Origin of the sequence: Leptospira neocaledonica, assembly GCF_002812205.1 — a bacterium.
Classification (GTDB): domain Bacteria; phylum Spirochaetota; class Leptospiria; order Leptospirales; family Leptospiraceae; genus Leptospira_B; species Leptospira_B neocaledonica.
In genome coordinates this window covers 129,991-150,951 of sequence record NZ_NPEA01000004.1, presented here as the reverse complement: position 1 = coordinate 150,951, position 20,961 = coordinate 129,991, and the positions used below count along the sequence as shown (strand labels likewise).

The 20,961-nt window shown below is 41.0% G+C and carries 22 protein-coding genes and 2 tRNA genes; 19 read left to right on the top strand and 5 right to left on the bottom strand.

Annotated features, from left to right (window positions below):
- Positions 1–17: 17 nt before the first annotated feature.
- From CH365_RS07820 to CH365_RS07805, 4 genes are all read left to right on the top strand, one after another.
- The gene (locus CH365_RS07820; RefSeq protein WP_100768028.1) at positions 18–1,022 is read left to right on the top strand and encodes an ATP phosphoribosyltransferase regulatory subunit; all 1,005 of its coding nucleotides are present in this window, start codon (positions 18–20) and stop codon (positions 1,020–1,022) included.
- Positions 1,023–1,129: 107 nt separating this feature from the next.
- Positions 1,130–2,404: an adenylosuccinate synthase gene (locus CH365_RS07815; protein WP_100768027.1), complete on the top strand. Its 1,275-nt coding sequence runs from the start codon at positions 1,130–1,132 to the stop codon at positions 2,402–2,404.
- A 158-nt stretch (positions 2,405–2,562) separates the two neighbouring features.
- Positions 2,563–2,635, top strand: a tRNA-Lys gene (locus CH365_RS07810).
- A gap of 17 nt (positions 2,636–2,652) precedes the next feature.
- Positions 2,653–2,727 (top strand) — tRNA-Glu (locus CH365_RS07805).
- Here the strand turns inward: CH365_RS07805 and CH365_RS07800 are convergent.
- Together CH365_RS07800 and CH365_RS07795 are read right to left on the bottom strand one after the other, a co-directional pair.
- On the bottom strand, positions 2,706–3,620 hold the full coding sequence (locus tag CH365_RS07800; RefSeq protein ID WP_100768026.1) for a TIGR02757 family protein: 915 nt from the start codon (positions 3,618–3,620) through the stop codon (positions 2,706–2,708). The two genes, CH365_RS07805 and CH365_RS07800, sit on opposite strands and share 22 nt — an antisense overlap.
- Before the next feature lie 23 nt (positions 3,621–3,643).
- Positions 3,644–4,540, bottom strand: a complete 897-nt coding sequence (locus CH365_RS07795; protein WP_208861177.1) for a hydroxymethylglutaryl-CoA lyase — start codon at positions 4,538–4,540, stop codon at positions 3,644–3,646.
- A 52-nt stretch (positions 4,541–4,592) separates the two neighbouring features.
- Between CH365_RS07795 and CH365_RS07790 the strand changes: the two genes are divergently transcribed.
- Both CH365_RS07790 and CH365_RS07785 read left to right on the top strand, forming a co-directional pair.
- Positions 4,593–5,276 (top strand): ATP-binding cassette domain-containing protein, encoded by a 684-nt coding sequence (locus CH365_RS07790; RefSeq protein WP_100768025.1) that lies wholly within the window; start codon positions 4,593–4,595, stop codon positions 5,274–5,276.
- A 102-nt stretch (positions 5,277–5,378) separates the two neighbouring features.
- A complete protein-coding gene (locus tag CH365_RS07785) occupies positions 5,379–7,703 on the top strand; it encodes a M48 family metallopeptidase (RefSeq protein ID WP_100768271.1) in 2,325 nt (774 codons plus the stop codon).
- A gap of 73 nt (positions 7,704–7,776) precedes the next feature.
- Here the strand turns inward: CH365_RS07785 and CH365_RS07780 are convergent, their stop codons facing one another.
- Positions 7,777–8,400: a hypothetical protein gene (locus tag CH365_RS07780; RefSeq protein ID WP_100768024.1), complete on the bottom strand. Its 624-nt coding sequence runs from the start codon at positions 8,398–8,400 to the stop codon at positions 7,777–7,779.
- A 63-nt stretch (positions 8,401–8,463) separates the two neighbouring features.
- Positions 8,464–9,507 carry a tetratricopeptide repeat protein gene (locus CH365_RS07775; RefSeq protein ID WP_100768023.1) on the bottom strand — a complete coding sequence of 348 codons (1,044 nt, stop codon included), beginning with the start codon at positions 9,505–9,507 and terminating at the stop codon, positions 8,464–8,466.
- Between CH365_RS07775 and CH365_RS07770 the strand changes: the two genes are divergently transcribed.
- The 7 genes from CH365_RS07770 to purQ are packed head-to-tail and all read left to right on the top strand — an operon-like array spanning position 9,507 to position 14,472.
- Positions 9,507–10,130 carry an ABC transporter ATP-binding protein gene (locus CH365_RS07770; RefSeq protein ID WP_100768022.1) on the top strand — a complete coding sequence of 208 codons (624 nt, stop codon included), beginning with the start codon at positions 9,507–9,509 and terminating at the stop codon, positions 10,128–10,130. The two genes, CH365_RS07775 and CH365_RS07770, sit on opposite strands and share 1 nt — an antisense overlap.
- Complete coding sequence (locus tag CH365_RS07765; protein ID WP_100768021.1) at positions 10,127–10,795, top strand: heme exporter protein CcmB; 669 nt, start codon at positions 10,127–10,129, stop codon at positions 10,793–10,795. The genes CH365_RS07770 and CH365_RS07765 overlap by 4 nt, the downstream gene beginning before the upstream one ends.
- A 46-nt stretch (positions 10,796–10,841) precedes the next feature.
- A complete protein-coding gene (gene ccsA / locus CH365_RS07760) occupies positions 10,842–11,525 on the top strand; it encodes a cytochrome c biogenesis protein CcsA (RefSeq protein ID WP_100768020.1) in 684 nt (227 codons plus the stop codon).
- 52 nt (positions 11,526–11,577) lie between these two features.
- On the top strand, positions 11,578–12,726 hold the full coding sequence (locus CH365_RS07755) for a PP2C family protein-serine/threonine phosphatase (RefSeq protein WP_100768019.1): 1,149 nt from the start codon (positions 11,578–11,580) through the stop codon (positions 12,724–12,726).
- Positions 12,723–13,592 (top strand): phosphoribosylaminoimidazolesuccinocarboxamide synthase, encoded by an 870-nt coding sequence (locus CH365_RS07750; RefSeq protein WP_100768018.1) that lies wholly within the window; start codon positions 12,723–12,725, stop codon positions 13,590–13,592. The genes CH365_RS07755 and CH365_RS07750 overlap by 4 nt, the downstream gene beginning before the upstream one ends.
- A complete protein-coding gene (purS, locus tag CH365_RS07745; RefSeq protein WP_008593368.1) occupies positions 13,568–13,816 on the top strand; it encodes a phosphoribosylformylglycinamidine synthase subunit PurS in 249 nt (82 codons plus the stop codon). Before CH365_RS07750 ends, purS begins: the two co-directional genes overlap by 25 nt.
- Positions 13,813–14,472, top strand: a complete 660-nt coding sequence (purQ, locus tag CH365_RS07740) for a phosphoribosylformylglycinamidine synthase subunit PurQ (RefSeq protein WP_100768017.1) — start codon at positions 13,813–13,815, stop codon at positions 14,470–14,472. The genes purS and purQ overlap by 4 nt, the downstream gene beginning before the upstream one ends.
- On the opposite strand, the gene CH365_RS07735 is transcribed toward purQ, so the two are convergent.
- Positions 14,469–15,434: a DUF2804 domain-containing protein gene (locus CH365_RS07735; RefSeq protein WP_100768016.1), complete on the bottom strand. Its 966-nt coding sequence runs from the start codon at positions 15,432–15,434 to the stop codon at positions 14,469–14,471. The genes purQ and CH365_RS07735 overlap by 4 nt on opposite strands.
- 225 nt (positions 15,435–15,659) lie before the next feature.
- Here CH365_RS07735 and CH365_RS07730 point away from each other — a divergent pair, with 225 nt between their 5' ends.
- The 6 genes from CH365_RS07730 to sufU all read left to right on the top strand — a co-directional run bounded on the left by CH365_RS07730 (position 15,660) and on the right by sufU (position 20,922).
- Positions 15,660–16,904, top strand: a complete 1,245-nt coding sequence (locus CH365_RS07730) for an EAL domain-containing protein (protein WP_100768015.1) — start codon at positions 15,660–15,662, stop codon at positions 16,902–16,904.
- Positions 16,905–16,982: 78 nt separating this feature from the next.
- On the top strand, positions 16,983–17,744 hold the full coding sequence (gene sufC, locus CH365_RS07725; protein WP_100768014.1) for a Fe-S cluster assembly ATPase SufC: 762 nt from the start codon (positions 16,983–16,985) through the stop codon (positions 17,742–17,744).
- Between the two features lie 4 nt (positions 17,745–17,748).
- Positions 17,749–18,930 carry a SufB/SufD family protein gene (locus CH365_RS07720; protein ID WP_100768013.1) on the top strand — a complete coding sequence of 394 codons (1,182 nt, stop codon included), beginning with the start codon at positions 17,749–17,751 and terminating at the stop codon, positions 18,928–18,930.
- On the top strand, positions 18,930–19,244 hold the full coding sequence (locus CH365_RS07715; protein WP_100768012.1) for a non-heme iron oxygenase ferredoxin subunit: 315 nt from the start codon (positions 18,930–18,932) through the stop codon (positions 19,242–19,244). The genes CH365_RS07720 and CH365_RS07715 overlap by 1 nt, the downstream gene beginning before the upstream one ends.
- A 27-nt stretch (positions 19,245–19,271) precedes the next feature.
- Entirely contained in the window at positions 19,272–20,513 is a 1,242-nt protein-coding gene (locus CH365_RS07710; protein ID WP_100768011.1) for a cysteine desulfurase, read from the top strand.
- Positions 20,497–20,922, top strand: a complete 426-nt coding sequence (gene sufU, locus CH365_RS07705; RefSeq protein ID WP_100768010.1) for a Fe-S cluster assembly sulfur transfer protein SufU — start codon at positions 20,497–20,499, stop codon at positions 20,920–20,922. Before CH365_RS07710 ends, sufU begins: the two co-directional genes overlap by 17 nt.
- Positions 20,923–20,961 lie beyond the last annotated feature (39 nt).

Here is a 20,961-nt window from a genome sequence, read left to right as displayed (position 1 = left end):
GCTTTTCGTAAAGACAGATGACACATAATCCTCCAGAGTTTAGCGAGAAAAAATGGATCCCGGATGGATTTCATTTTTTTGGACCGAACGAGAGTTCGGAAAGAAGGGAACTTCTCAATTCCCTGAGTTCCAAGCTCAAGGAATTCAAATACTCTGAGGTATTTTTACCTTCTTTTGATTATTCTTCTTCTTTTTTGCTTACCATGTCAGCAGAAGACTCCTCTGCTTTATATAGATTCAGAGATTCTGATGGAAATGAGATCTCTCCTAGCGCGGATTTGACTGTACAGGCTGTAAAAGGTATGGCCGGTTTTGCGCACCGCAAAGAAAACCAACGTATCTTTTATCAGGGAAAAATTTTCAGAGACTATGGGCGTAAGAGCGGATCTCGGAAAGAGATCCTACAAGTAGGTGCAGAACATATAGGCGGTTCCGGCGCCCCAGCTATTTTAGGAATTTTGAAAGAGATTTCCGGTTTATTCTCCGGAATTAAACTGCGTTCGCCATTAACTGTAGTCCTTGGTAACGTAGGAGTTTTTCATTCTGTTTTGGAGTCCTTGGAACTTTCCAGATCCGAAAAAAGGCAATTATCGTTTTTATTATATAGGAAAAACCTTCCTGAGATCCGTCGTTTTCTGGAGAGCCGAAACGCTTCCAGAATTTTCCCGGTATTAGAATCTTTATGTTTGGGATTTGTCTCTCATAAGGAAGATCTAGGTAAAAAGTTTGCTTCTTTAGGACTTTCTAATTCTTTCCAAAAGATCATCTCCGAAACCGGAGAAATTATAGGTTCTCTCGGCAAAACTCCCGGTGTGGAATTTTGTTCGGATTATACCCTGATTCCGGATTTGGAATATTATACCGGATTTGTTTTCCAAGGGTATGTATCAGGGAGTTCAGAACCGGTTCTAACCGGAGGGGCGTATGACCATCTTTACGAATTATTTTCCGGAACCCAAAAAGACGCCTGCGGATTTGCGATCAATGTAGACGCATTGGAAGCGGTGTTGGAACGAACTTGAGAATTGAATGACGGGAAACCGGTTTGAAAGAGAAGAGCGTCCAAAATTGAATTTATATATAAACAATCGGTCAGATACAAAAGAAACAGGAATGAAGGAATAATCCAATGCCCGCAACATTAGTGGTCGGAACCCAATGGGGGGACGAAGGGAAAGCAAAAGTAATAGATTACCTTTCCAAAGATACGGATATCATAGTGCGTTACCAAGGCGGAGCCAACGCTGGACATACAGTGGTGGTTCACGGTAAAAAATACGTTTTTCATTTGGTGCCATCAGGGGTCATTTACGACCAGACCATTTGTGTGATCGGTAACGGAGTAGTTTTAGATCCTACATTCTTCATCGAAGAATGTGATAAACTACAGGCCGAAGGATTTCCGGTGTATGAAAAACTTCTGATCAGCGATGCCTGCCATCTTCTTTTTCCATTCCATGGACTGATCGATTCTGCAAGAGAGAGCAATTGTGCTCCGGATCGTAAGATCGGAACCACTAAAAAAGGGATCGGTATCTGTTACGCAGATAAGATGATGAGGATAGGTCTCAGAGTGGGAGATCTTTTAGAGCCTGATTTTGAAACAAAACTCCAACATCTGGTAGATGAAAAAAACAGAGAGCTCGTAAAACTCTACGACGTAGAAGAGATCTCTACCAAAGAAATTTTAGACAATATAAAAAGATTTTATTCCAAGATCCAAAAGAATATCATCAATACTCCTTATTACTTGGAATCCCAATTAAAAGCCGGCAAAAAAATCCTCTTGGAAGGTGCGCAAGGAACCGGACTGGATGTGGATTTTGGTACGTATCCTTATGTAACTAGCTCCAATCCTACTGTGGGTGGGGCATTCATCGGATCCGGGATCGCATTCCATCATTTAAAAAGTGTGATCGGCATTACAAAAGCGTATACCACGAGAGTGGGAGAAGGTCCTTTTCCTACGGAACTTCACGGAGAAGAAGGCGAAAAACTCAGAACTCTAGGCGCGGAATACGGCGCAACTACAGGAAGACCTAGACGTTGTGGTTGGTTTGATACGGAAGTACTCCGACATGCAGTTCGTATCAATGGACTTACATCCATTGCACTCACTAAGATCGATGTTCTTTCTGCTTATGATAAAATTCCTGTGGCAGTCGCCTATGAAAGGAACGGCAAAAAGTTGGATTGTTTCCCTTCTCAGGGACTAGACCAAGTAAAAGTGATTTATGAAGAATTCCCAGGTTGGAAAACGGACATCACTGGGATTGGAGAATTCGACAAACTTCCATCCGCATGTAAGGATTATATCCGTACATTGGAAAAATTAATAGGAGTTCGTATTGACTTAATCTCTACCGGACCTGACAGAAAGGATACGATCGCTTCAGGATTCTAAAATTGGACAAAGTTTTTCCTATAGTGTCGCCTTCAAACGAGGGTTTTCGGAGCGAAGCGGCTAAATTTTTCGGGTTTGGAAACTTCTCCAAACTAGTAAAAAACTATTGGAAATTCGTTTGACCAGAGAGGGCCGAAAAATATCGTGTTCTTACGTTCGAGTCGTTAGCTCAGTCGGTAGAGCATCTCACTTTTAATGAGAGGGTCTTGGGTTCGAATCCCAAACGACTCAAGCTGAGCTAAAAAAACGCCGCCATCGTCTAGTGGTTAGGACACCAGGTTTTCATCCTGGTAACCGGAGTTCAATTCTCCGTGGCGGTACCAACTGTCTTCCTCCTCTTCTCATAAATCTTACAAACCTCTTTCAGATCGCAGGACTCACATAGCTCTGCGATATAAATGCTCCTACATTTACGCAAGATCCCAAGTCTACAAAGAGCAAAGTCCATTCTCAACGGATCTTTCGGATAAAATTTTTGGAAGTATTGGGTGACTTCTCTGGATTTTTTGAGATCAGAAGTCCTTCTTTCCGTAATCCCCAAAATATTAGAAAGACGATTGATATGAGTATCTAAAGGAAATAATAATTCGGATGTTTGTATGTTCTTGTACAAGCCCAGATCCGGTTCTTCTTTACGGACCATCCATCTTAAGAACATACAATAACGTTTATGTGCGGATTTAGGATTTCCGAGTCCGATCAAAAAACCTAGGCCGTAGGATTTCCAACTCGGATCCAAGGCGTTTAAAATTTCGGAAAGCCTGGATTGAAAACCGGCAATTCTTTTTTCTAAACCTGTATCTGCAGGATGGATCGGGCTAAACCAAGATTCTAAAAATTTCTCTCCTGATTTTTCAATTTCCAGATAAGCCAATCGGATCGCTTGTAAGAATAGAAGAATGTCCTTTTCTTTTTGGAAACGATAAGGTCCTAATTTGTTTTTCCAAATCTTGGTCCCGTGAGAAAGTAAATATTGTTTGGGATGTTTGCCCATCGGTTCCAGAAGTCTGGATAGAAATCCCCTAATCGCGGTTACATTTCCATAGGCGAATAACGCAGAGAGAAGTCCTACAAATTCTCTGTCTTCCGGAGAATCATAAAGATAACATAAAAATAACGGATCAGAGTCTAAGAATTCAGGTTTGGTATAGTTCCTGTACAGAAGATCGAAACTTTTTTTCAAGTTTTTCTCTTTCGGAACAGAAGAACGGCCCACTTATAGTTCCTTGCGATATCTGCTTAAGAAGCTGCTTTTGCTTTTAATGCGATATAGGAACGAGAAGCTAATTTTCTTTGTAAGATCCCTTCCATAAATGCTGAAGCTTCCAATAATTTAGAAAGATCTATCCCTGTTTGTATTCCGGATTTATGGAAGAAGTAAACTAAATCCTCCGTGGCCAAGTTTCCGGATGCACCTTTTGCATAAGGACAACCCCCTAAACCACCGGAAGAAGAATCGAAGGATCGAATTCCTAACTCGTACGATTTTTGGACATTCGAGATTGCCATTCCATATGTATCATGAAAATGTCCGGCCAATTTATCTGTGGGAATTTCTTTCAGAAGAATGTTGAGCAATTTTTCTACTTCTGCGGGAACCGCCGTGCCTATGGTTTCTCCTAAAGAGATCTCGTACGCACCTTGGTCCAAAAGTATTTTACAAACTTCTAAAACTTTTTTCGGATCAATTTTTCCCTCATACGGACAATCGATCACTGTGGAAACATAACCTCTGACCAATACTCCGTCCTTCTTTGCTTCCGCAAAAATTTCCTTAAAACCGTCTATAGACTCTTGGATGGTGCGATTGATATTTTTTTTGGTGAATGATTCAGACGCGGCAGTGAACACTGCTACTTCTTTAAATCCGGAAGAGATTGCAGCTTGGTATCCTTTTAGGTTTGGAGTAAGTGCGCTGAAATGAACATCTCCTTTAAGATCCAAGGAGGCGGAGAGTTCTTTCGCATCTCCTAACTGAGGAATGTTTTCTTTTCTTACGAAAGAGGTGGCTTCTATATGTTTTAGGCCGGCAGCGACCAGCTTTTGGATATAAACTAGTTTATCTTCTGTTGGAACCTCCGACTTTTCATTTTGGAGTCCATCTCTTGGTCCCACTTCCGTAATTTTCAAACTCATGTCTTTAAGGGATTGGTTGTCAGAATTCTAAGCAAGCACTAAACCGGTATTCGTGTCCGAGAAAAAAGACCCGATCATCGTTTTGGAAGAAGTTTCCCTATCTTCTTCCGAAAGGACGTACTTGTCCGGAGTAAACCTACAAATAGACTCAGGAGAATTTCTCGGAATTTTAGGTCGTTCCGGTTCCGGAAAGTCCACACTCTTACGACTATTATTAGACCTTCCGATTCCTTCTTCTTGGAAAAAAACGGGAAACATTCGGATTTTCGGAAAATCCAAAAAAGAAATCCCAGCCAGATGGATCCAACCGGTTTTTCAAGATCCTGTTTTGGTTTTTAATCCGATTTGGACCTTGGAAAAAAGTTTAAGAGAACCTCTGCAATTATTCAAAGAAGAAAACTTATACGAGTCTTTACTAGAACAGTGGCTCCCTGTCTTGGGTTTGGAAGATAAGGATAGAAATCGACTTCCTTCTTTTTTTTCGGGCGGAGAACTCCAAAGATTTTCTCTTCTTCGTGCGCTAATTTGCCGCCCCAAAATTTTATGTTTAGATGAAGCGACCTCCGCATTAGATCCAATTTTAAATTATCAGGTTTTACAGGCGCTCTCCGATCTAAATCGGAAAGAAGGAGTTACTATTATTTGGGTGACACATAATGTGAAATCTGCCGGTAAATTCTGTTCTCGAGTTTTGGAATTGGAAAAATTGAATCGTATTCCGATTGACTCTCACTAAAAGTACTTTAAATCCCCAAAAAAATTGGATTCCCTTGTCGGGAATCTCGTAATCCGAGCTTTATTTGTTATACCTATCTCATAAATGGAAGGAAACGAATGTATGGAGTTTGTATATCCCGAAAACCCTCTTCATGTTCCGAAAGATCTGACGATCCCTACTAAAAATCATAAAAGAAATCTCTGGCTGGCCGTAGTCGGACTTATTGGATTTGCAATCGTTTATATTGCGATCACTGCATGGTTTACCTGGGCTACTTATTATTTGGTATCTGTAGGCTTCCGTTCTAAAAATTCAGATATATTTACTTTTATCTCCGCCTTGGCTTCGGGTATGATCGCCTTTTTTATGCTTAAGGCATTGTTCTTCGTGAAGAAAGGAGAAATTTCCCAAGAATATGAGGTAAAGGAGGAAAGTGAACCTCAACTGTTCCGGTTTTTATATAGATTGGCCGATGAAACTGGAGCTCCTAGACCTCATAGAGTGTTTCTTTCTTCAAGGGTAAATGCTTGCGTATTCTATGATCTATCTATTCTGAATTTTTTCTTCCCGTCTAAAAAGAATCTGGAGATCGGCCTTGGGCTTGTGAATGTTCTTACGATTAGCGAACTTAAAGCAGTACTTGCTCACGAGTTCGGACATTTTGCACAAAGAAGTATGGCTGTCGGCAATTGGGTTTATATAGCTCAACAAATCGCAGCTCATATCATTGCAAGAAGGGATGCATTAGATAATTTTTTAAAAAGTTGGTCTTATACGGATCTTAGATTGGCTTGGATCTTTTGGATTATGCGGATAGCGATCTGGTCTTTGCGCGCTTCTCTGGAGACTATTTTCAATTTGGTACTTATGGCCCAGCATGCTCTTTCTAGAGAAATGGAGTTCCAGGCGGATTTAGTCGCGGTATCTGTAACTGGAAGTGACGCATTGATCCATGCATTACATAAATTGCAAGCAGCGGATTCTACTTGGGACAGCGCGCAGAGTTTCTTTTATAGGCAAGCACAGGAACATAAGGCTACTGCGAATATTTTCAAGGTACATTTGCGTACAATAGATCATATGGGCAGAATTCTAAATGATCCAGGTTACTGTAGGGTTACAGTTCTTCCTGAAACGAATGCGAGCGAGCATAGGGTGTTTACAACCGACATTGCACAGCCTCCCAAGATGTGGGCAACACATCCTTATAATCATGAGAGAGAAAATAACGCTAAAAGAAGGTATATCTCAGCAAAACTAGATGATAGAGAAAGTTGGGTGATCTTCGACAATCCGGAAGAACTTAAGGAAAAATTTATGAAAAAACTTCTTATAAATTTTCCGGAAGAAGTATCTACCGACGAGGGTTTGATCGGAAAACTGGACGAGGAATACCAGCAGGAATATTTAAACAGTAAATATAGAGGAGCTTATTTAGGGCGCTCCTTCACTCTATACGCAGAGAGGCCGGAAAACTTTTTCGATCTTAAGATTGAATCCTTATCCAATACTTTGAAAGAGTTATATCCTCCGGTCTTATCCGAAGATCTGGAAAAATTGCGAAATTTAGAAAGGGAGCTTGGATTACTTTCCGCTCTGAGAGATGGATTTTTAGTACCTCCCGATGGAGTTATCCGATTTCGAGGAGCCGAAATCAAAAAGCGGGAATTGCCCAAGTCGATCGAAACGATTCGGCAAGAATACGAGCAGGCTTTGCAAAGGGTCTTCGACCATGATAAACTTTGCCATTCCGCATATTTTCAGGCAGCAAAGGAAATAGGAAAAGGTTGGCCGGAATATTTATCCGGTCTATTGGGAGTCTTACATTACGCGGATCATTCTCGCACGGATGTAGTAGATGCTCAAGGGTTCTTTAATAACGCTTATATGATAGTAACTGCGGATAGAGATGTCAGCTCCAAAGAATTGGACCGACTTGTTGCAGCAGGAACAGAACTTTTTAATGCACTTGAGATAGTGTTCAGGCATGCGGAAAGGATAGAGTTAGACCCGATACTTTTAAAACGATTGGGAATCGATTCTTGGGCTGCCGGACTAGGAAAATTCGAGTTTGTTCCTCCTACGAGGGAAAATATGAACGAATGGTTAAAAGTTGTGGATTCTTGGATAAATGCGACCTATAGCTCTTTATCTCAATTACGTTATGCATCTTTGGAAGAGTTACTTCTTGTAGAGGCCAAAATTTTAAATTGGACTCTAAACAAAAAAGTGAAGGTGGAATCTGCTCCGGAAACTTCCGTTCTTGTGAAAGATTATCCTAAAATGACTCCCGGTAGGGAAAGAGAATTGCAGAAAAGACTTGGATTATGGGATAGATTCCAGACTGCAGATGGATTTATTCCGGCTGTCCTCCGGTTCTCCGCTTCTTCCGCAATTATAGGCGGGATCTTATATTCTACAATCCATTGGATTTTAGTTTTATAAGAGTCTCCTAAAATAAAAAACCCCAAGGTTTAAAAACCCCGGGGTTTCAACAAAACTAGATCAAAAGAGTCTTTTAGAACTCGATATGATACAAGTTTTTGCGGTCTTTTTTGTCCTTATACAAAGCCAATAGAATGTCTATCCGATAAATGGAAGAACGAAGACTCGCTTCCAATAATCTTAAAGCTTTGATCTGGTTTTCGAGAGACATCTCGTTGAGTCTGGTCACTTCGGTTGCTTCGAAAACTTCGTGGGTGACCTCACTCGATTTTAAATCTGCCGGTTTGAAGACGATCTTTTTATTCTCGAACATCACCTCGTAGTAGATCCTTTTACTTTCGGATGCTAAAGTGATATCGGATACCTTCCCGCCGTTGAATTGGAACGTGATGTACTTGAGCAAATTGCTTTCGTAACCGTCTTCAACTTGGAAAGGAATGTCTTCCGTGACAATGGTTTGGCGTTTCTCATACTTCGGCATCAGGACCACGAGGATATCGTGTTTGCGCTCCAAGTCTTTTAATCTTTCGTTGATCGTTGCTTCCAGACCTACGATGATTTTTTTAAGGGACTTGGTGTATTCGCTGGTTTCGTCCTGAAATACGTCCGCCTCGTTGACCTTTTGTTTTTGTTGGGCCAATAATGGAACGAAGAAGAAGAGGGTCGCCAAAGCGAAAAGCCTGGTTTGGTTTTTCATTGGATCCTCCGTCCGTAAGATTGGACGAATTCTTTTCGTTTGCCAAGTCTTTTTCGGGTTTGGCTATTGCCCTTCCTTCTCCGCTTCCTCGTCAGCAGCCTTGATCTCTGCGAATCTTTTTGCCAGGTCCCTTCTTCTCTCTATAATTTTCAGGGAGAATTCGGTAAAGAAAGGGTCATTGGGGAATTTTAACAACTCCTCATATTCTTTTGCAGCTGTGACATAATCGCCGATCTTACTTGCGGTTTCAGCAAAATAGAAATGAAATTTTTTATTATAAGGTCTCTTCTTCCCTTGATCATCGTACAGGTCCGTATTCCGGAATATCTTATAGGCGTAGTAATCTCTTCCGCCCATGATCTCTAAACGTGCGAGCCCTAGCTTTGCGTCCGGGCTGTTTTGGTCTATGGTTAATGCTTTCTTAATATAAATCTGGGCCCTATTTTTCAGGTCAGTTCTGATATAATGTTCTGCGAGAAGTACCAATGCTTCCGTTTGGAACTGATTCAACTCAACCGCTTTTTTATAATATATGACTGCCTGTATTTGCTCGTTCAGAAGTTCGTAAAGAACCCCTAAGTGCAAATAAGTTCTATAATATTTAGGAACTTCTGCGGTAGCGTATTCATATTGAAAGATCGCCTTTTGGTATTTTTTTTCAATATGATAAGCTCTTCCTAAATTATATCTAAAAGCGAAGAAGGAAGGGTCGAATCTCATTCCTGCCTCCAGCATGGAGATTGCCTTTTCTCTTTTTTTAGGATCAGCAGACTGTAATAAGCCTACCGCTTCATTATTGAAAATCCCACAATTGACGATTTGTTTTCCTTCGTATTCAAAACTTGCCTTAGAAGGGGGAGGGGCTCCTTTCCAATGTCTGCCGGCTGCTACTATGAAGTCCTGCTCCGAACGAGCAAGGCTTCCGTCTTGGTAAAACTCAGGATCTAAAAAATCATTCTCTCCCCAGAGTATACCTGCGTATTCGGAGTCACCAATCTTAAATTGTGCATGGATAATATTAGGAAAGATCAAGAATAAAAATATGCAGAGAGGCTTGGCAAAATTTAAGCCTTGTAAATACTCTTTTAAAAGGGAAATTGTCCTCATTGGTCTCATCGCAAACATCGATCCCAGTATTGGAATGTTCTAACCTATCGTACAGTATCGGACGAAAATCGGTTTTAAAGAACGTTTCCTTCTCCGTTTTTCCGAACGAGGTTTTATTTGTAAGAGGAATGAACGGCTCCGGAAAGACTACATTGCTTAAGTCCATTCTGCAACATGATAAATTCAAGGACCGGATCAAATTCCCTTCTTCCCGGTCACCTAAACTTTCCTACTTAGGTCATGATCTGGGTTTATATACCACTTTAAGCTTAGAAGAAAATTTGGAATATTTCAGAGGGATTGCTGGAGATTGCCGTCCCGAAGATCAGATCATTTCCTGGTTAAAGGATTTTCGTCTTTGGCAAAGAAGAAAGGATCCTGTTTCTTCTTTTTCCAGGGGGATGAAGCAAAAAGCCGCGTTAGTCCGCGCTCTTTTGCCTAACGTGGATCTCTACCTTTTGGACGAACCGCTAACTGCTTTGGATAGCGAGGGGGAAACTAAAGCAAGATCTGTTTTGGAGAATGTGCTGGATTCTTCTTCTATTATCATGGTGACTCATGACCTTAATTTTAATTTAAAAGCAAAGTCCAGACTTTTGGAATTGGGAGAAAATTCCAAATGAAAGCGATTTTCGCTCTGATTCGAAAAGAGTTCCGGCTATTAGGAAAAGCAAGTAATGGGATCTTGTCCTTACTCGTTTTGGTTTCTGCGATGGTGTTTTTATTCCATTATGCTTTGGAAAGAAACGGTAAAATAGATCTGGTCGCTCTTATCGGATTAAAATGGGCCATTCTATTTGTCGCCTCGTTCGTATTAGTCGGTCAATTCACCTGGGAAGAAAGAGAAGCAGGAGGCGGAACTGCAAGTAGACTATTTATTTCTCCTTGGATTTTATATTTTTCTAAATCGATTTTGGTGTTCATTGCGCTGTCAGCTTCCGCCATTTATCTGATGGGGCTTTTTGCTTTGATGTTTTCAGCATTTCCCGCGGATATAAACGAATTTGGAAGACAGATCGTATTCTTCTTTCCCGGCCTATTATGCCTTTCCTTTTTGGGAGTTTCTCTTTCCCATATCAGTTTATCTTCTCGCCTGAAAGAAATCCTTCTTCCGTTACTTCTCGTGCCTCTTTCTATTCCTGTATTTTTATATGGAATGGAAGCGGAGAGGAAATTTATCTCCCAACCTTTTTCCGCCTTGGTCGGTTCCTTTTCTCTGATTTTGGCATTCGCAGTTTTTTACGGTTCTATGGGTGCACTTCTGGTAGAAATGACTTCCGACGAATAGGATTCTTGTTGATACAATTTGCGGATACCTGCACACTTCCAAGCGTATGAATATTCGCCTCCTGCATCCCGCTTGGGACTGGATACTCTCTCTTTTGTTTTTATCAATTTTTCCGTTTGCGGTGCTTCTGGGTTTATATTACCCCAATGTGATCTTAGAACAGGGGATCTCCCACAGGATTTTTTATTTTCATGTGCCCGTTGCCTGGGTGGCTTTGTACGGTCCTGGAATTTCTTCTATTTGTGCGATTGCGTATCTGGTGACTAAAAATAGGACCTGGGATACACTTTCACTTTCTGCAAATAAGATCTCTCTTTTGTTCTCGATTGGTGTTTTATTTTCCGGACCGATCTGGGCTTACTTGGCTTGGGGAACTCCTTGGGACACGACCGATGCTCGTTTAAATTCATTTTTTGTATTGGTCTTAAGTCTTGTGGCTTATTTTCTATTGCGGTTTTTAGTCCTGGACCAAACTAAAAAATATATCTTCTCCGCCTTTTTAAGTTTGTTCTGTAGTGTGAATGCTATCTTAACCTGGGGGGCCATTCGTTGGATGGACAATCCTGGAAATCACCCTTCTTCCGTATTAGGAAAAAAAGGAATGGATCCGGATATGAGGATCTCTTTCTGGTTGGGGATTTTAGCCTACCATCTACTTTTTTTGGTCTTATATAGATTGGTTTATCGTTTGGATAAGATCAAAGCAGTTCGAGAAGAATTGTCTGATTGAAAAATTTGCTCAATTTAATAGAATACGAATTTTGTAATGATAGGAATGGATCGTGGATAGAGAGAAGCCAGAGAGTCAGTTGAATTATTCCGACTATTCTATCCTTGCGGTCGATGATTCGGATATTAACCTCAAACTTTTGGTTCATACCTTAAAACCTCTGGGTTTCCAAGTTTTAACCGCGATGAACACGGAAGAAGCGCGCACACTTCTTGCAACCAATCAAGTAGATGTACTTCTTCTGGATGTGAGTATGCCTGGTCAGGACGGATTTTCTTTCTGTAAGGAATTGAGAGAAATAGATAGATTCAATCTTCTTCCTATCCTTTTTATCACTGCCTATAATAGAGAGTTAGGATTCGACGAAGCGATCGCTCATGGTGGAGACGACTTTCTTCATAAACCTTTCCAGCCAAAAGAATTGGTAGCTAAGATCAGAGCATTTATCCGTATTAAAAATCTTCAGGACGAACTTTTACAACAAAAGAAAAAATACGAAAAAGAATTGGTGATGGCGAGAAGGGTCCAACAAGAGTTAGTGCCCGAAAAACAATTGGAGTGGAACGGCTTTAGTATAAATTCAGTATTCCATCCTTTGATGCAGATCGGCGGTGACTTCATCGACGCATGGATAGAAGAAGACAAACTACATGTATTTATCGCAGATTGTTCGGGCCATGGTCCTTCTGCAGCGCTTCTTTCCGCAATGGTAAAGATGCAGGTTTCCAATTTAGGAAGAAGTAATACTCTTGTAGAAAAAGTAAAAACTCTTAGGCAACAATTGGAGAAGATCCTGCCGGAAGATTTTTCCATCACATTCTTTTATGGTATCTTAGATAAAAAGGGCAATTTCGAATATGCGAACGGAGGCCATCCTCCTCCGCTATTGTACTTTAAGGGGAATGTAGAAGAATTGCCCGGTATGGGACCTCTAATCATTCCTATAGAACTCGGGACAGAAGATGAGTTCAGATCCGTAGTCTTGGAAAAAGGTGCTTCTCTATTACTTTACACGGATGGGGCCACTGAAATAACGGATGAGAACTATAATATTTTGGGCGAAGAAAGTCTGAAGAAGATCCTGAAAGAAGCTGTTGAATCCAAAGAAGATATACTGAATTTCTCTTTGGAAAAGATACTGGCACATTCTGGAAATATGACCCACGACGATGATATCGCTCTCATGGTTATCCAAGGATGAGTGAACTCCCCAGACCTTCTTATATAGGCAAAGTAAGAGACGTATACGATTTAGGAAATTCCCTAATATTATCTTCTACAGATCGGGTCTCCGCATTCGATGTGGTTTTCCGTCAGATCGTCCCCGGTAAAGGAAAAGTTTTAAATAAGATCTCAGCAGAATGGTTTTCCTACTTTAAGGACATTCCGAATCATATCATAGAGACTGATGTTTCTAAATTTCCTTCTCCTTATAAAGATCATCCAGAATTAAAGGATCGTTCAGTACTAGTTAAAAAATGCAAACGGATTGACTTCGAATGTGTGGTCCGTGGTTATCTTTCCGGTTCGGGTTGGAAAGAATACAAACAAGATGGCACTCTCGCTTTTAAAAAACTCCCTACAGGTTTGAAAGAATCCGAAAAGCTGCCCGAGCCAAGTTTTACTCCTGCAATCAAAAACGATACGGGACACGACGAGAACGTCTCCGAAGAGAGGATGAAAAACGAGATCGGGTCCGAACTCTTCTCTATTTTGAAGGAAAAATCGATTTCCCTTTATACCAGGGCCGCTGAACTTGTAGCAGGGGCCGGGATTTTGCTCTGTGATACCAAATTCGAATTCGGAATTTCGGATGATAAGGTCATCTTGATCGACGAAATTTTGACTCCGGATTCTTCTCGGTACTGGGCTGAAAGTACTTATGTTATCGGGACCACTCCGCCCAGCATGGACAAACAAATCTTAAGGAACTATCTGGAGAAATCCGGATGGAATAAAGTTCCTCCAGCTCCGGATTTACCGGAAAGTCTGGTTGTGGAATTGCAAGCGGCATATAAGGAAATACAGGATCGACTATTAAAATGTTTATCGCAAGAATCAACGTAACTCTAAAAGAATCAGTTCTCGATCCTCAAGGGAACACTGTGAAGTCCACTCTACAAGAACTGGGCGAAAAATCGGTGCAAGACGTACGAGTCGGAAAATATATCGAGGTCAAATTGGATTCTCCCGATTTGGAAACTGCAAAGAAGACAGTGGCCAATCTCTGCGAAAAACTTTTAGTAAATCATGTGATTGAAACTTATCGTTCGGAGATCGTAACGGAATGAAAGCAGCGGTAGTCACTTTTCCAGGTTCAAATTGTGATAATGATATCGTAAGAGTTCTCTCAGAATTCTATTCCGCGAAAGTAGACAAGGTCTGGCATAAGGACCAATTCTCCGAAAAATACGATCTGGTTATTCTTCCGGGAGGATTTTCCTACGGAGATTATTTAAGATCCGGAGCAATGGCTCCTTTTTCTCCGGTAATGAAATCAGTAAAAGAACATACTGATCGTGGTGGAAAACTATTCGGAATTTGTAATGGATTCCAAATTTTAGCGGAAGCAGGTTATCTCCCAGGCGCATTAATACGTAACAGAAATCTAAAGTATGTTTGCAGGACCATCGGTCTTAAAAAAGCTTCTAACTCAAATAAGATCAGCGGTAGTTTGTCCGATGATAAAATTTTAAGAGTTCCAGTGGCTCATGGGGACGGATGTTATTTTGCGTCAGCAGAGATTCGTAAACAATTAAGGGAAGAAGGTAGGATTCTATTCCTGTACGCGGGAGACAATCCGAACGGAAGTTTAGATGATATCGCAGGGATCTGTTCTCCGGATTTCAAAGTGGCAGGAATGATGCCTCACCCTGAAAGAGCGATGAATCCGATCACCGGCGAGATGGACGGTAAAACCGTTTTGGATCTTCTGATAGCTTCTTAAACTTTTTGAAGTTTTTCTAAAATTGCAATCCCGTCTGAGATCTTTTCCTTTTTAGATTTTGTCTTGACCCATCCGGAAACTGTATATAATGTTTTTATAAACTTTTCCGTTCCAAAGTTTTTGGGACGAGAGAAGCTTGCCTCTATCTCTGGTTCTAACGTAAGTTCCAGTTTTGAATTTTGATCTTGGACGATCTTACGTTTCCCATTTCCGGACCAGATCGCATTTCCTAAATTCGAAACTTCTCCATTGGTCCAAACTAGGATCTCATCTTCCAAATAAAGATGAATCTTTTTCTTGGCAGAAACATTCAGATAGATCCTGTTTTCTAAAGGAAATACTTCCGGTCCAAAACCCTTTCCAACAGTATAAGACAAAAGTCCATTTTCCAGAGAAACGGATAAGTCGTTCCAGGAAAGTTGCCCTTCTAACCTTAAGTCAGGAGAATGATTTTTAAAAACCCAATCCTTGCCGGAAGGAGAAATTTGAGTGAACCAGTTGCCCTTGTTCTTGTCTCCCGTATAAGCAAGTGCATCCAATTGAAAGTTCAAATTTTTTTCCCAGATGGCGGAATGTGTATAACCTTGGCGAATATTATCATCTAATCTAAAATTGAATCTTTTGTCCGATTTGGTAAAACTCCAATAACCGTTCTTAAAACTTCCTTGGTGGATAAAAGAAGAAGTCCCATTCTCCAAAAGAGAGACCTCTTGTAGATTTCCTGTTTCCCTATTCCAGAGCAAAAGATTGGCACCCGATTTAAATTTGCTCGCGTAGATCCTGAGTTCTAAAAATATTTTTTCACCTAGTATATCTACAAGCACGGAGTCCACGGATCTGAATTTGGAAAATAATCCGGAGTTGTATTCTTTGGAATTATCGATCTGCACTGGACCGAAATATTTTCCAAACAAAGGTTCTAATGTGGAAGGATGAAGAATGGAGCCTAAATGTTCTTTCATGGATTGTTCATCTAATGACGATTAGTCGTCTATTTTTTTCTGGAATAAAAACCCGTTTAAGACGGGGCTTTGTAACAAAAGAAAACAAATAATTTGCCATAATGTGGGAAAAGGATAAGAAAAAAAGGGGAATTTTCCAAGCTTTCGTCTTCATTCCTAACGATGTTTCAGGGAAATATGCTTGTATGCAAACTTCAACCGGATTCTAGTAGTGTTGGAATCTGCATGCTCGCCGAATACGAGTCCCAACAAATTCTTTCTCTTGGAGAAGGATATTACACCCCTCATTACCAGCCGATCTTAGACGTCGGGAATCGTAATATTATAGGTTACGAGGTTTTAGGGAGGGTTTTTTCTCCTGAATCCAACGAATACCATTCCTTAGGTTATCATTTTCATAATCCGGATACGGATACCGTACGTTTAGTACATATAGATCGTATTATTCGTGAAAAAGCGATCAAACATGTGAAGGAAACCGGTCTCAAGACTAAAATTTTCCTGAATATGATGCCAAACTTTCTCTCCATGGTGTACACGGGAGAAGTGTTGGATATCAAACGTCTGCATATTCTTCATCTTATAGACAAGTATGATATTAACCCGAATGATCTAGTTTTAGAGATCACAGAAGATAAGTTCGAAGGAAATATCGAAAAACTTTTATATATAGTAAGCCTATTTAGAGAAAGAGGGATCAAGATTGCAGTCGACGATCTTGGAGTCGGTTTTTCCAATTTAGAAAGAATCGGCTATATCCATCCGGATATTATGAAAGTGGACATAAAAATTATGAGAGAGAGTTTGAATAGACGCTCTTTCAAAAATGTTCTTTCCGCAATTTCTGAAATGTCCCAAAGATTAGGTTCTCAACTTCTATTCGAAGGGGTGGAGAATGAAGACGAATTGTATCTTGCTCTATCTATGGGAGCTAATCTTTTACAAGGTTTTTATTTCTCTCGTCCGACTCTGGACTTTCAGGACAAAAAACGTTTTAATAAAACTCTTAAAACTTCTCTCGAAAAATTCTCAGGGCTTAGGTTCTTAGAAATCCTGGAAAATCTCAGAAAAGAACAATCCTTCTTGGATCAGTTTGTGAACTTATTCAAGGATCTGGAAACTTCTTCCGAAGAATCGATGGCGGAAGCATTAAGCAGTATTTTGGATCGACTTCCTCTGGAGACCACTTCTGTTCTGGTCACGGACATGCATGGTTATCAGGTAACTCCTACTTTCAAGAGGGAAGCTTATGATCTTCCTTGGGCAAGGTTACTCACCGAGGTAGGAAATAACTATGCTTGGAAACCTTTCTTCATCCGCCATAAGGCAGAAACTTACCATTCCAGCCGAGTTTCCGGATTTACGGAACCTTTCCATGATATAGAAACCAAACGTCAATATGTCTTATTCACCCTGAATTTGGGCGAGGATCACGTTCTTATCCTCCGCCTGGACTGGGAATCCTACTGAAGACCCGGCTTCCAAACATCTTTCCTATTGATCTCCGCCTCAGGAATAAAAACATAGTCCTAGGCAGGGGTCCTATACGTGGCGGAACTACTAAAAATTTCGAATCTTCGCGCCGGAGTGGAAACCGAATCGGGTGAAGTACAGGAAATCCTCAAAGGGGTAGACCTTACAATCGGCGAGGGAGAAGTCCATGCCATCATGGGTCCAAACGGATCCGGAAAAAGTACATTATCAAATGTCATCATGGGTCACCCAAAATATAAGGTGATTTCCGGGGATATATTTTTCAGAGGGGAATCCCTTCTTGAAAAACCAACCGACGAAAGAGCAAGGGCCGGTATCTTCCTTTGTTTTCAATATCCCACTAGTATTCCTGGTGTCACGATCGGAAATTTTTTGCGCACCATATTAAAATCGGTCCGAGGCAAGGACCTACCTGTTAAAGAATTCCGCAAAGAATTAAAAGAAGCCACTGCTTTATTAGAAGTTCCTGATACTTGGATCGGAAGATACGTGAATGACGGTTTTTCCGGTGGAGAGAAAAAAAGGAACGAGATCCTTCAGATGACCCTTCTCAAACCTAAACTTTCCGTTTTGGATGAGACAGATTCAGGTTTGGATATAGACGCACTTAGAATTATTAGCGAAGGGATCACTAAAAACAAATCCGCAGATAGATCCATACTTCTGATCACACATTACCAAAGAATGTTGAACTATGTGACTCCTGATTTCGTTCACGTTTTTGCACAAGGTAAGATTCTTAAAACAGGTGGAAGCGAGCTCGCTCTGGAATTGGAAGAAAAAGGATACGATTGGATCCTAAACGGAGCGAACTAAAGGAATGCTTTTGGCGGAATCAATCTCGGAATATATTAAGGAGAAGAAGGAGCCATCCATTCTTTCCGAATTCCGTACGAACGCCGAAAAACTTCTGAACTCTGCCGTTTTTCCGGATTCTTCTCTGGAATCTTGGAGAAAAATCAGCCTTTCTAATTTTAAAATTTCAGAATATACTAAGATTTGTCCTGATTCTTCTGTAACTGTTTCCGGAAATGCAAAAATCACTAGATTACAGGATCTTCCTGCGGAAAAACTTTCGGAAGTTCTGAAAAAGGCTGCGCCTGCGGTTTCCTTTTATTCTAAAGAATGGTTTCCACTTTTTGTATTTTCCAGATTCACTCACGCGTATTATGTACAATTAGATTCGGATCCTTCTTCTTTTCCTGAGATCAAAATTGAATGTAAGGATGGAAATATTATTCTTCCACTTTTGATCGTAGATGCTTTTTCGGGAGCCAAATCCAATTTTATAGAAAGATGGGAGTCTGCTTCTCAAAAAGATCTGACCTTGATGAGCGGAGTTACCATTCTTCTTACGCCGCCCAACGGAGATTTCCAATATTCCAGTCTGGAAAACTTGGGGGATTCTACTTTTCATTTTAGAGCTACATACGGGATCCAAGAGAAGGATTCTAAGTTTCATGCAAGTCTTGCTTCTTGGGGCGGATATAAGGGGAAATCATTCTACGATACGAATGTTGCCGGTAAAGGATGTTGGACACGTTATGCTGGTCTTTCTCCTTTAAAAGGAAGGGAATTCCAGGATACTGAAATACGCATTCTTCATTCAGAAAGCCATGCACAAAGTTCTATTTTGTATCGTACTGTTGTAAGAGAAAAGGCTCATCATGTATTCACAGGAAACCTTCATATACCTTCTCATTGTAAGGATGTGGGTGCGATCCAAATCAATAATAACCTTCTCCTGGACAGAACTGCAAGAGCGGAATCCATTCCGAAATTGGAAGTATTCGCAGACAGTGTAAAATGTGAACATGGAGCCACTGTCGGAGAAATAGACGAAGAGCAATTATTTTACTTAGCTTCTCGAGGTATTTCGGAAGAAGAGGCCCGCAAAATGATCGTAGAAGGCTTCTTAAACGAAGTAATCCGAGAATTTCCTTCCGAAACAGTTCGCGAAGAATTATCCTCTATGATAGAATCTAGGATGCTTGGCAAGTAATGGGAGAATTTCAGAAACTAGCTAAACTTTCCGATCTGAAAGAAGGGGAGATCTTCGTAGCAGAAACCCGTTACCATAGGGTAGGGTTGACTAGACTGGGGGACGAGATCTGTGCATTTGCGGATCTTTGCACCCATGACGGAGAGGATATTTCGACCGGAGAATTAGAAGGGGACGTAATCGTTTGTCCAAGACATTCTGCAAAGTTTAATATCCGCACCGGCAAGGTACTTTGTATGCCTGCAGTGGAAGATTTGCCAGTCTATAAGACTAGAATCGTGGGTGACGAAGTCGAAGTGGAATTAGAGGATTGACATGGGGAACCGAGGAGAGCAAAAGTTTTGAGTTTTGATCTCGAAAAGATACGCAGAGATTTTCCGATTCTGTCTACGCAGATGAACGGTAAGCCCTTGGTGTTTCTGGACAGCGCAGCTAGTTCTCAAAAGCCTAAGTCTGTCATAGATACCATTCGTAAATATTATGAAGCGGAGAATGCGAACATTCACCGCGGGATATATTATCTTTCCCAAAAGGCCACCGAAAAATACGAGATGACCCGGATCAAAACTTCCAGGTTTATCGGAGCCGCTTGCGCTAAGGTGGTCATCTTCACACGCAATACTACTGAATCCATTAATCTAGTCGCTCAATCTTGGGGACGTACCAATATTCATGAAGGCGATGAGATCGTACTCACTGAATTAGAACACCATTCTAATTTAGTTCCTTGGCAGATGTTGGCCCAAGAAAAACAGGCTGTTCTTAAATTTATTCCTCTTAACCAAGATTCTACTTTGGATCTTAGTAACCTGGACGAGATCATTACGGAAAGAGTAAAGTTAGTCGCTCTTGCTCAGATGTCCAATGTAACAGGCACCATTCACGATCTTTCTGCTATTATTCGTAGAGCAAGGGAAGTCGGAGCAAAAGTGTTGATAGATGGTGCCCAAGGGATTTGCCATCTTCCTACAAACGTTCAAAAAGAAGATTTTGATTTTTATACATTCTCCGCTCATAAGATGCTCGGACCAACTGGTGTAGGAGTTCTTTACGCTAAAGAAGAGATCTTAGACACTATGCCTCCTTGGATGGGGGGAGGGGATATGATCTCCAAGGTATGGAAGGAAAAATCCACTTATGCGGATCTTCCTGCAAGATTGGAAGCAGGTACTCCGAATATCTCCGGAGTTATAGGGTTCGGAGCGGCTTTAGAATACCTGGAATCAGTAGGAATGCAGGAGATCAGAAACCATGAGTTGGAACTCCTACAATACGCCTTGGATCGATTGGAAGATTTCGGCGGTTTGGAATTGTACGGGACAAATGATCTAAGCAAAAGAGGGGGAGTCATCTCCTTCAATTTCCCCGGAGTACATCCTCATGATGTAGGTTCCATTCTGGACGAAGAAGGGATTGCGATCCGTGTGGGACATCATTGCGCCCAACCTTTTATGGATTTCAAAGGAATCGCAGGCACCTGCCGTGCTTCTTTCTATCTTTATAATACCAAAGAAGACGTAGATTCTCTTTTGGTAGGTCTAAAGAAAGTGAAGGAGATTTTCGGCCGTGTCCTTAAGCGATAGTCTTTACCAAGAAGTACTACTCGATCATTACCAGAATCCAAGACATCACGGAAAGATGGAACACTCCGATCTTCATCAAGAAGGGGTGAATCCACTCTGCGGTGACGAGGTAGAATTATTCCTAAAGCTGAAAGGAGATATCATCTCTGAGATCAGTTTTGTGGGGAAGGGTTGTTCTATCTCCCAAGCTTCTGCTTCTATGCTTACTGACAGTCTTTATGGAAAAACTATTTCTGAAGCAAAATCACTTCTACAAGAATTTAAAGGAATGCTTTTAGAAGATAAGGCCCCTAATTTTCCGGAAGAATATGAAGACCTGGAATCTATGGAAGCGGTAAAGAAGATTCCGGCTCGTATTAAATGTGCGACCTTAGCTTGGAACACTTTAGAAAAGGCGATTGGGAAGTAAGGAATTTTTGTCCAAAAGGAATTGACAAAGTGGCTCCGG

Bases quoted from the DNA above. Each gene is read 5' to 3' on its own strand.
- CH365_RS07820 (WP_100768028.1), top strand. From the start codon at position 18: ATGACACATAATCCTCCAGAGTTTAGCGAGAAAAAATGGATCCCGGAT.
- CH365_RS07815 (WP_100768027.1), top strand. From the start codon at position 1,130: ATGCCCGCAACATTAGTGGTCGGAACCCAATGGGGGGACGAAGGGAAA.
- CH365_RS07795 (WP_208861177.1), bottom strand. From the start codon at position 4,540: ATGAGTTTGAAAATTACGGAAGTGGGACCAAGAGATGGACTCCAAAAT.
- CH365_RS07785 (WP_100768271.1), top strand. From the start codon at position 5,379: ATGGAGTTTGTATATCCCGAAAACCCTCTTCATGTTCCGAAAGATCTG.
- CH365_RS07780 (WP_100768024.1), bottom strand. From the start codon at position 8,400: ATGAAAAACCAAACCAGGCTTTTCGCTTTGGCGACCCTCTTCTTCTTC.
- CH365_RS07775 (WP_100768023.1), bottom strand. From the start codon at position 9,507: ATGAGGACAATTTCCCTTTTAAAAGAGTATTTACAAGGCTTAAATTTT.
- CH365_RS07765 (WP_100768021.1), top strand. From the start codon at position 10,127: ATGAAAGCGATTTTCGCTCTGATTCGAAAAGAGTTCCGGCTATTAGGA.
- ccsA (WP_100768020.1), top strand. From the start codon at position 10,842: ATGAATATTCGCCTCCTGCATCCCGCTTGGGACTGGATACTCTCTCTT.
- CH365_RS07750 (WP_100768018.1), top strand. From the start codon at position 12,723: ATGAGTGAACTCCCCAGACCTTCTTATATAGGCAAAGTAAGAGACGTA.
- purS (WP_008593368.1), top strand. From the start codon at position 13,568: ATGTTTATCGCAAGAATCAACGTAACTCTAAAAGAATCAGTTCTCGAT.
- purQ (WP_100768017.1), top strand. From the start codon at position 13,813: ATGAAAGCAGCGGTAGTCACTTTTCCAGGTTCAAATTGTGATAATGAT.
- CH365_RS07735 (WP_100768016.1), bottom strand. From the start codon at position 15,434: ATGAAAGAACATTTAGGCTCCATTCTTCATCCTTCCACATTAGAACCT.
- CH365_RS07730 (WP_100768015.1), top strand. From the start codon at position 15,660: ATGCTCGCCGAATACGAGTCCCAACAAATTCTTTCTCTTGGAGAAGGA.
- CH365_RS07720 (WP_100768013.1), top strand. From the start codon at position 17,749: ATGCTTTTGGCGGAATCAATCTCGGAATATATTAAGGAGAAGAAGGAG.
- CH365_RS07715 (WP_100768012.1), top strand. From the start codon at position 18,930: ATGGGAGAATTTCAGAAACTAGCTAAACTTTCCGATCTGAAAGAAGGG.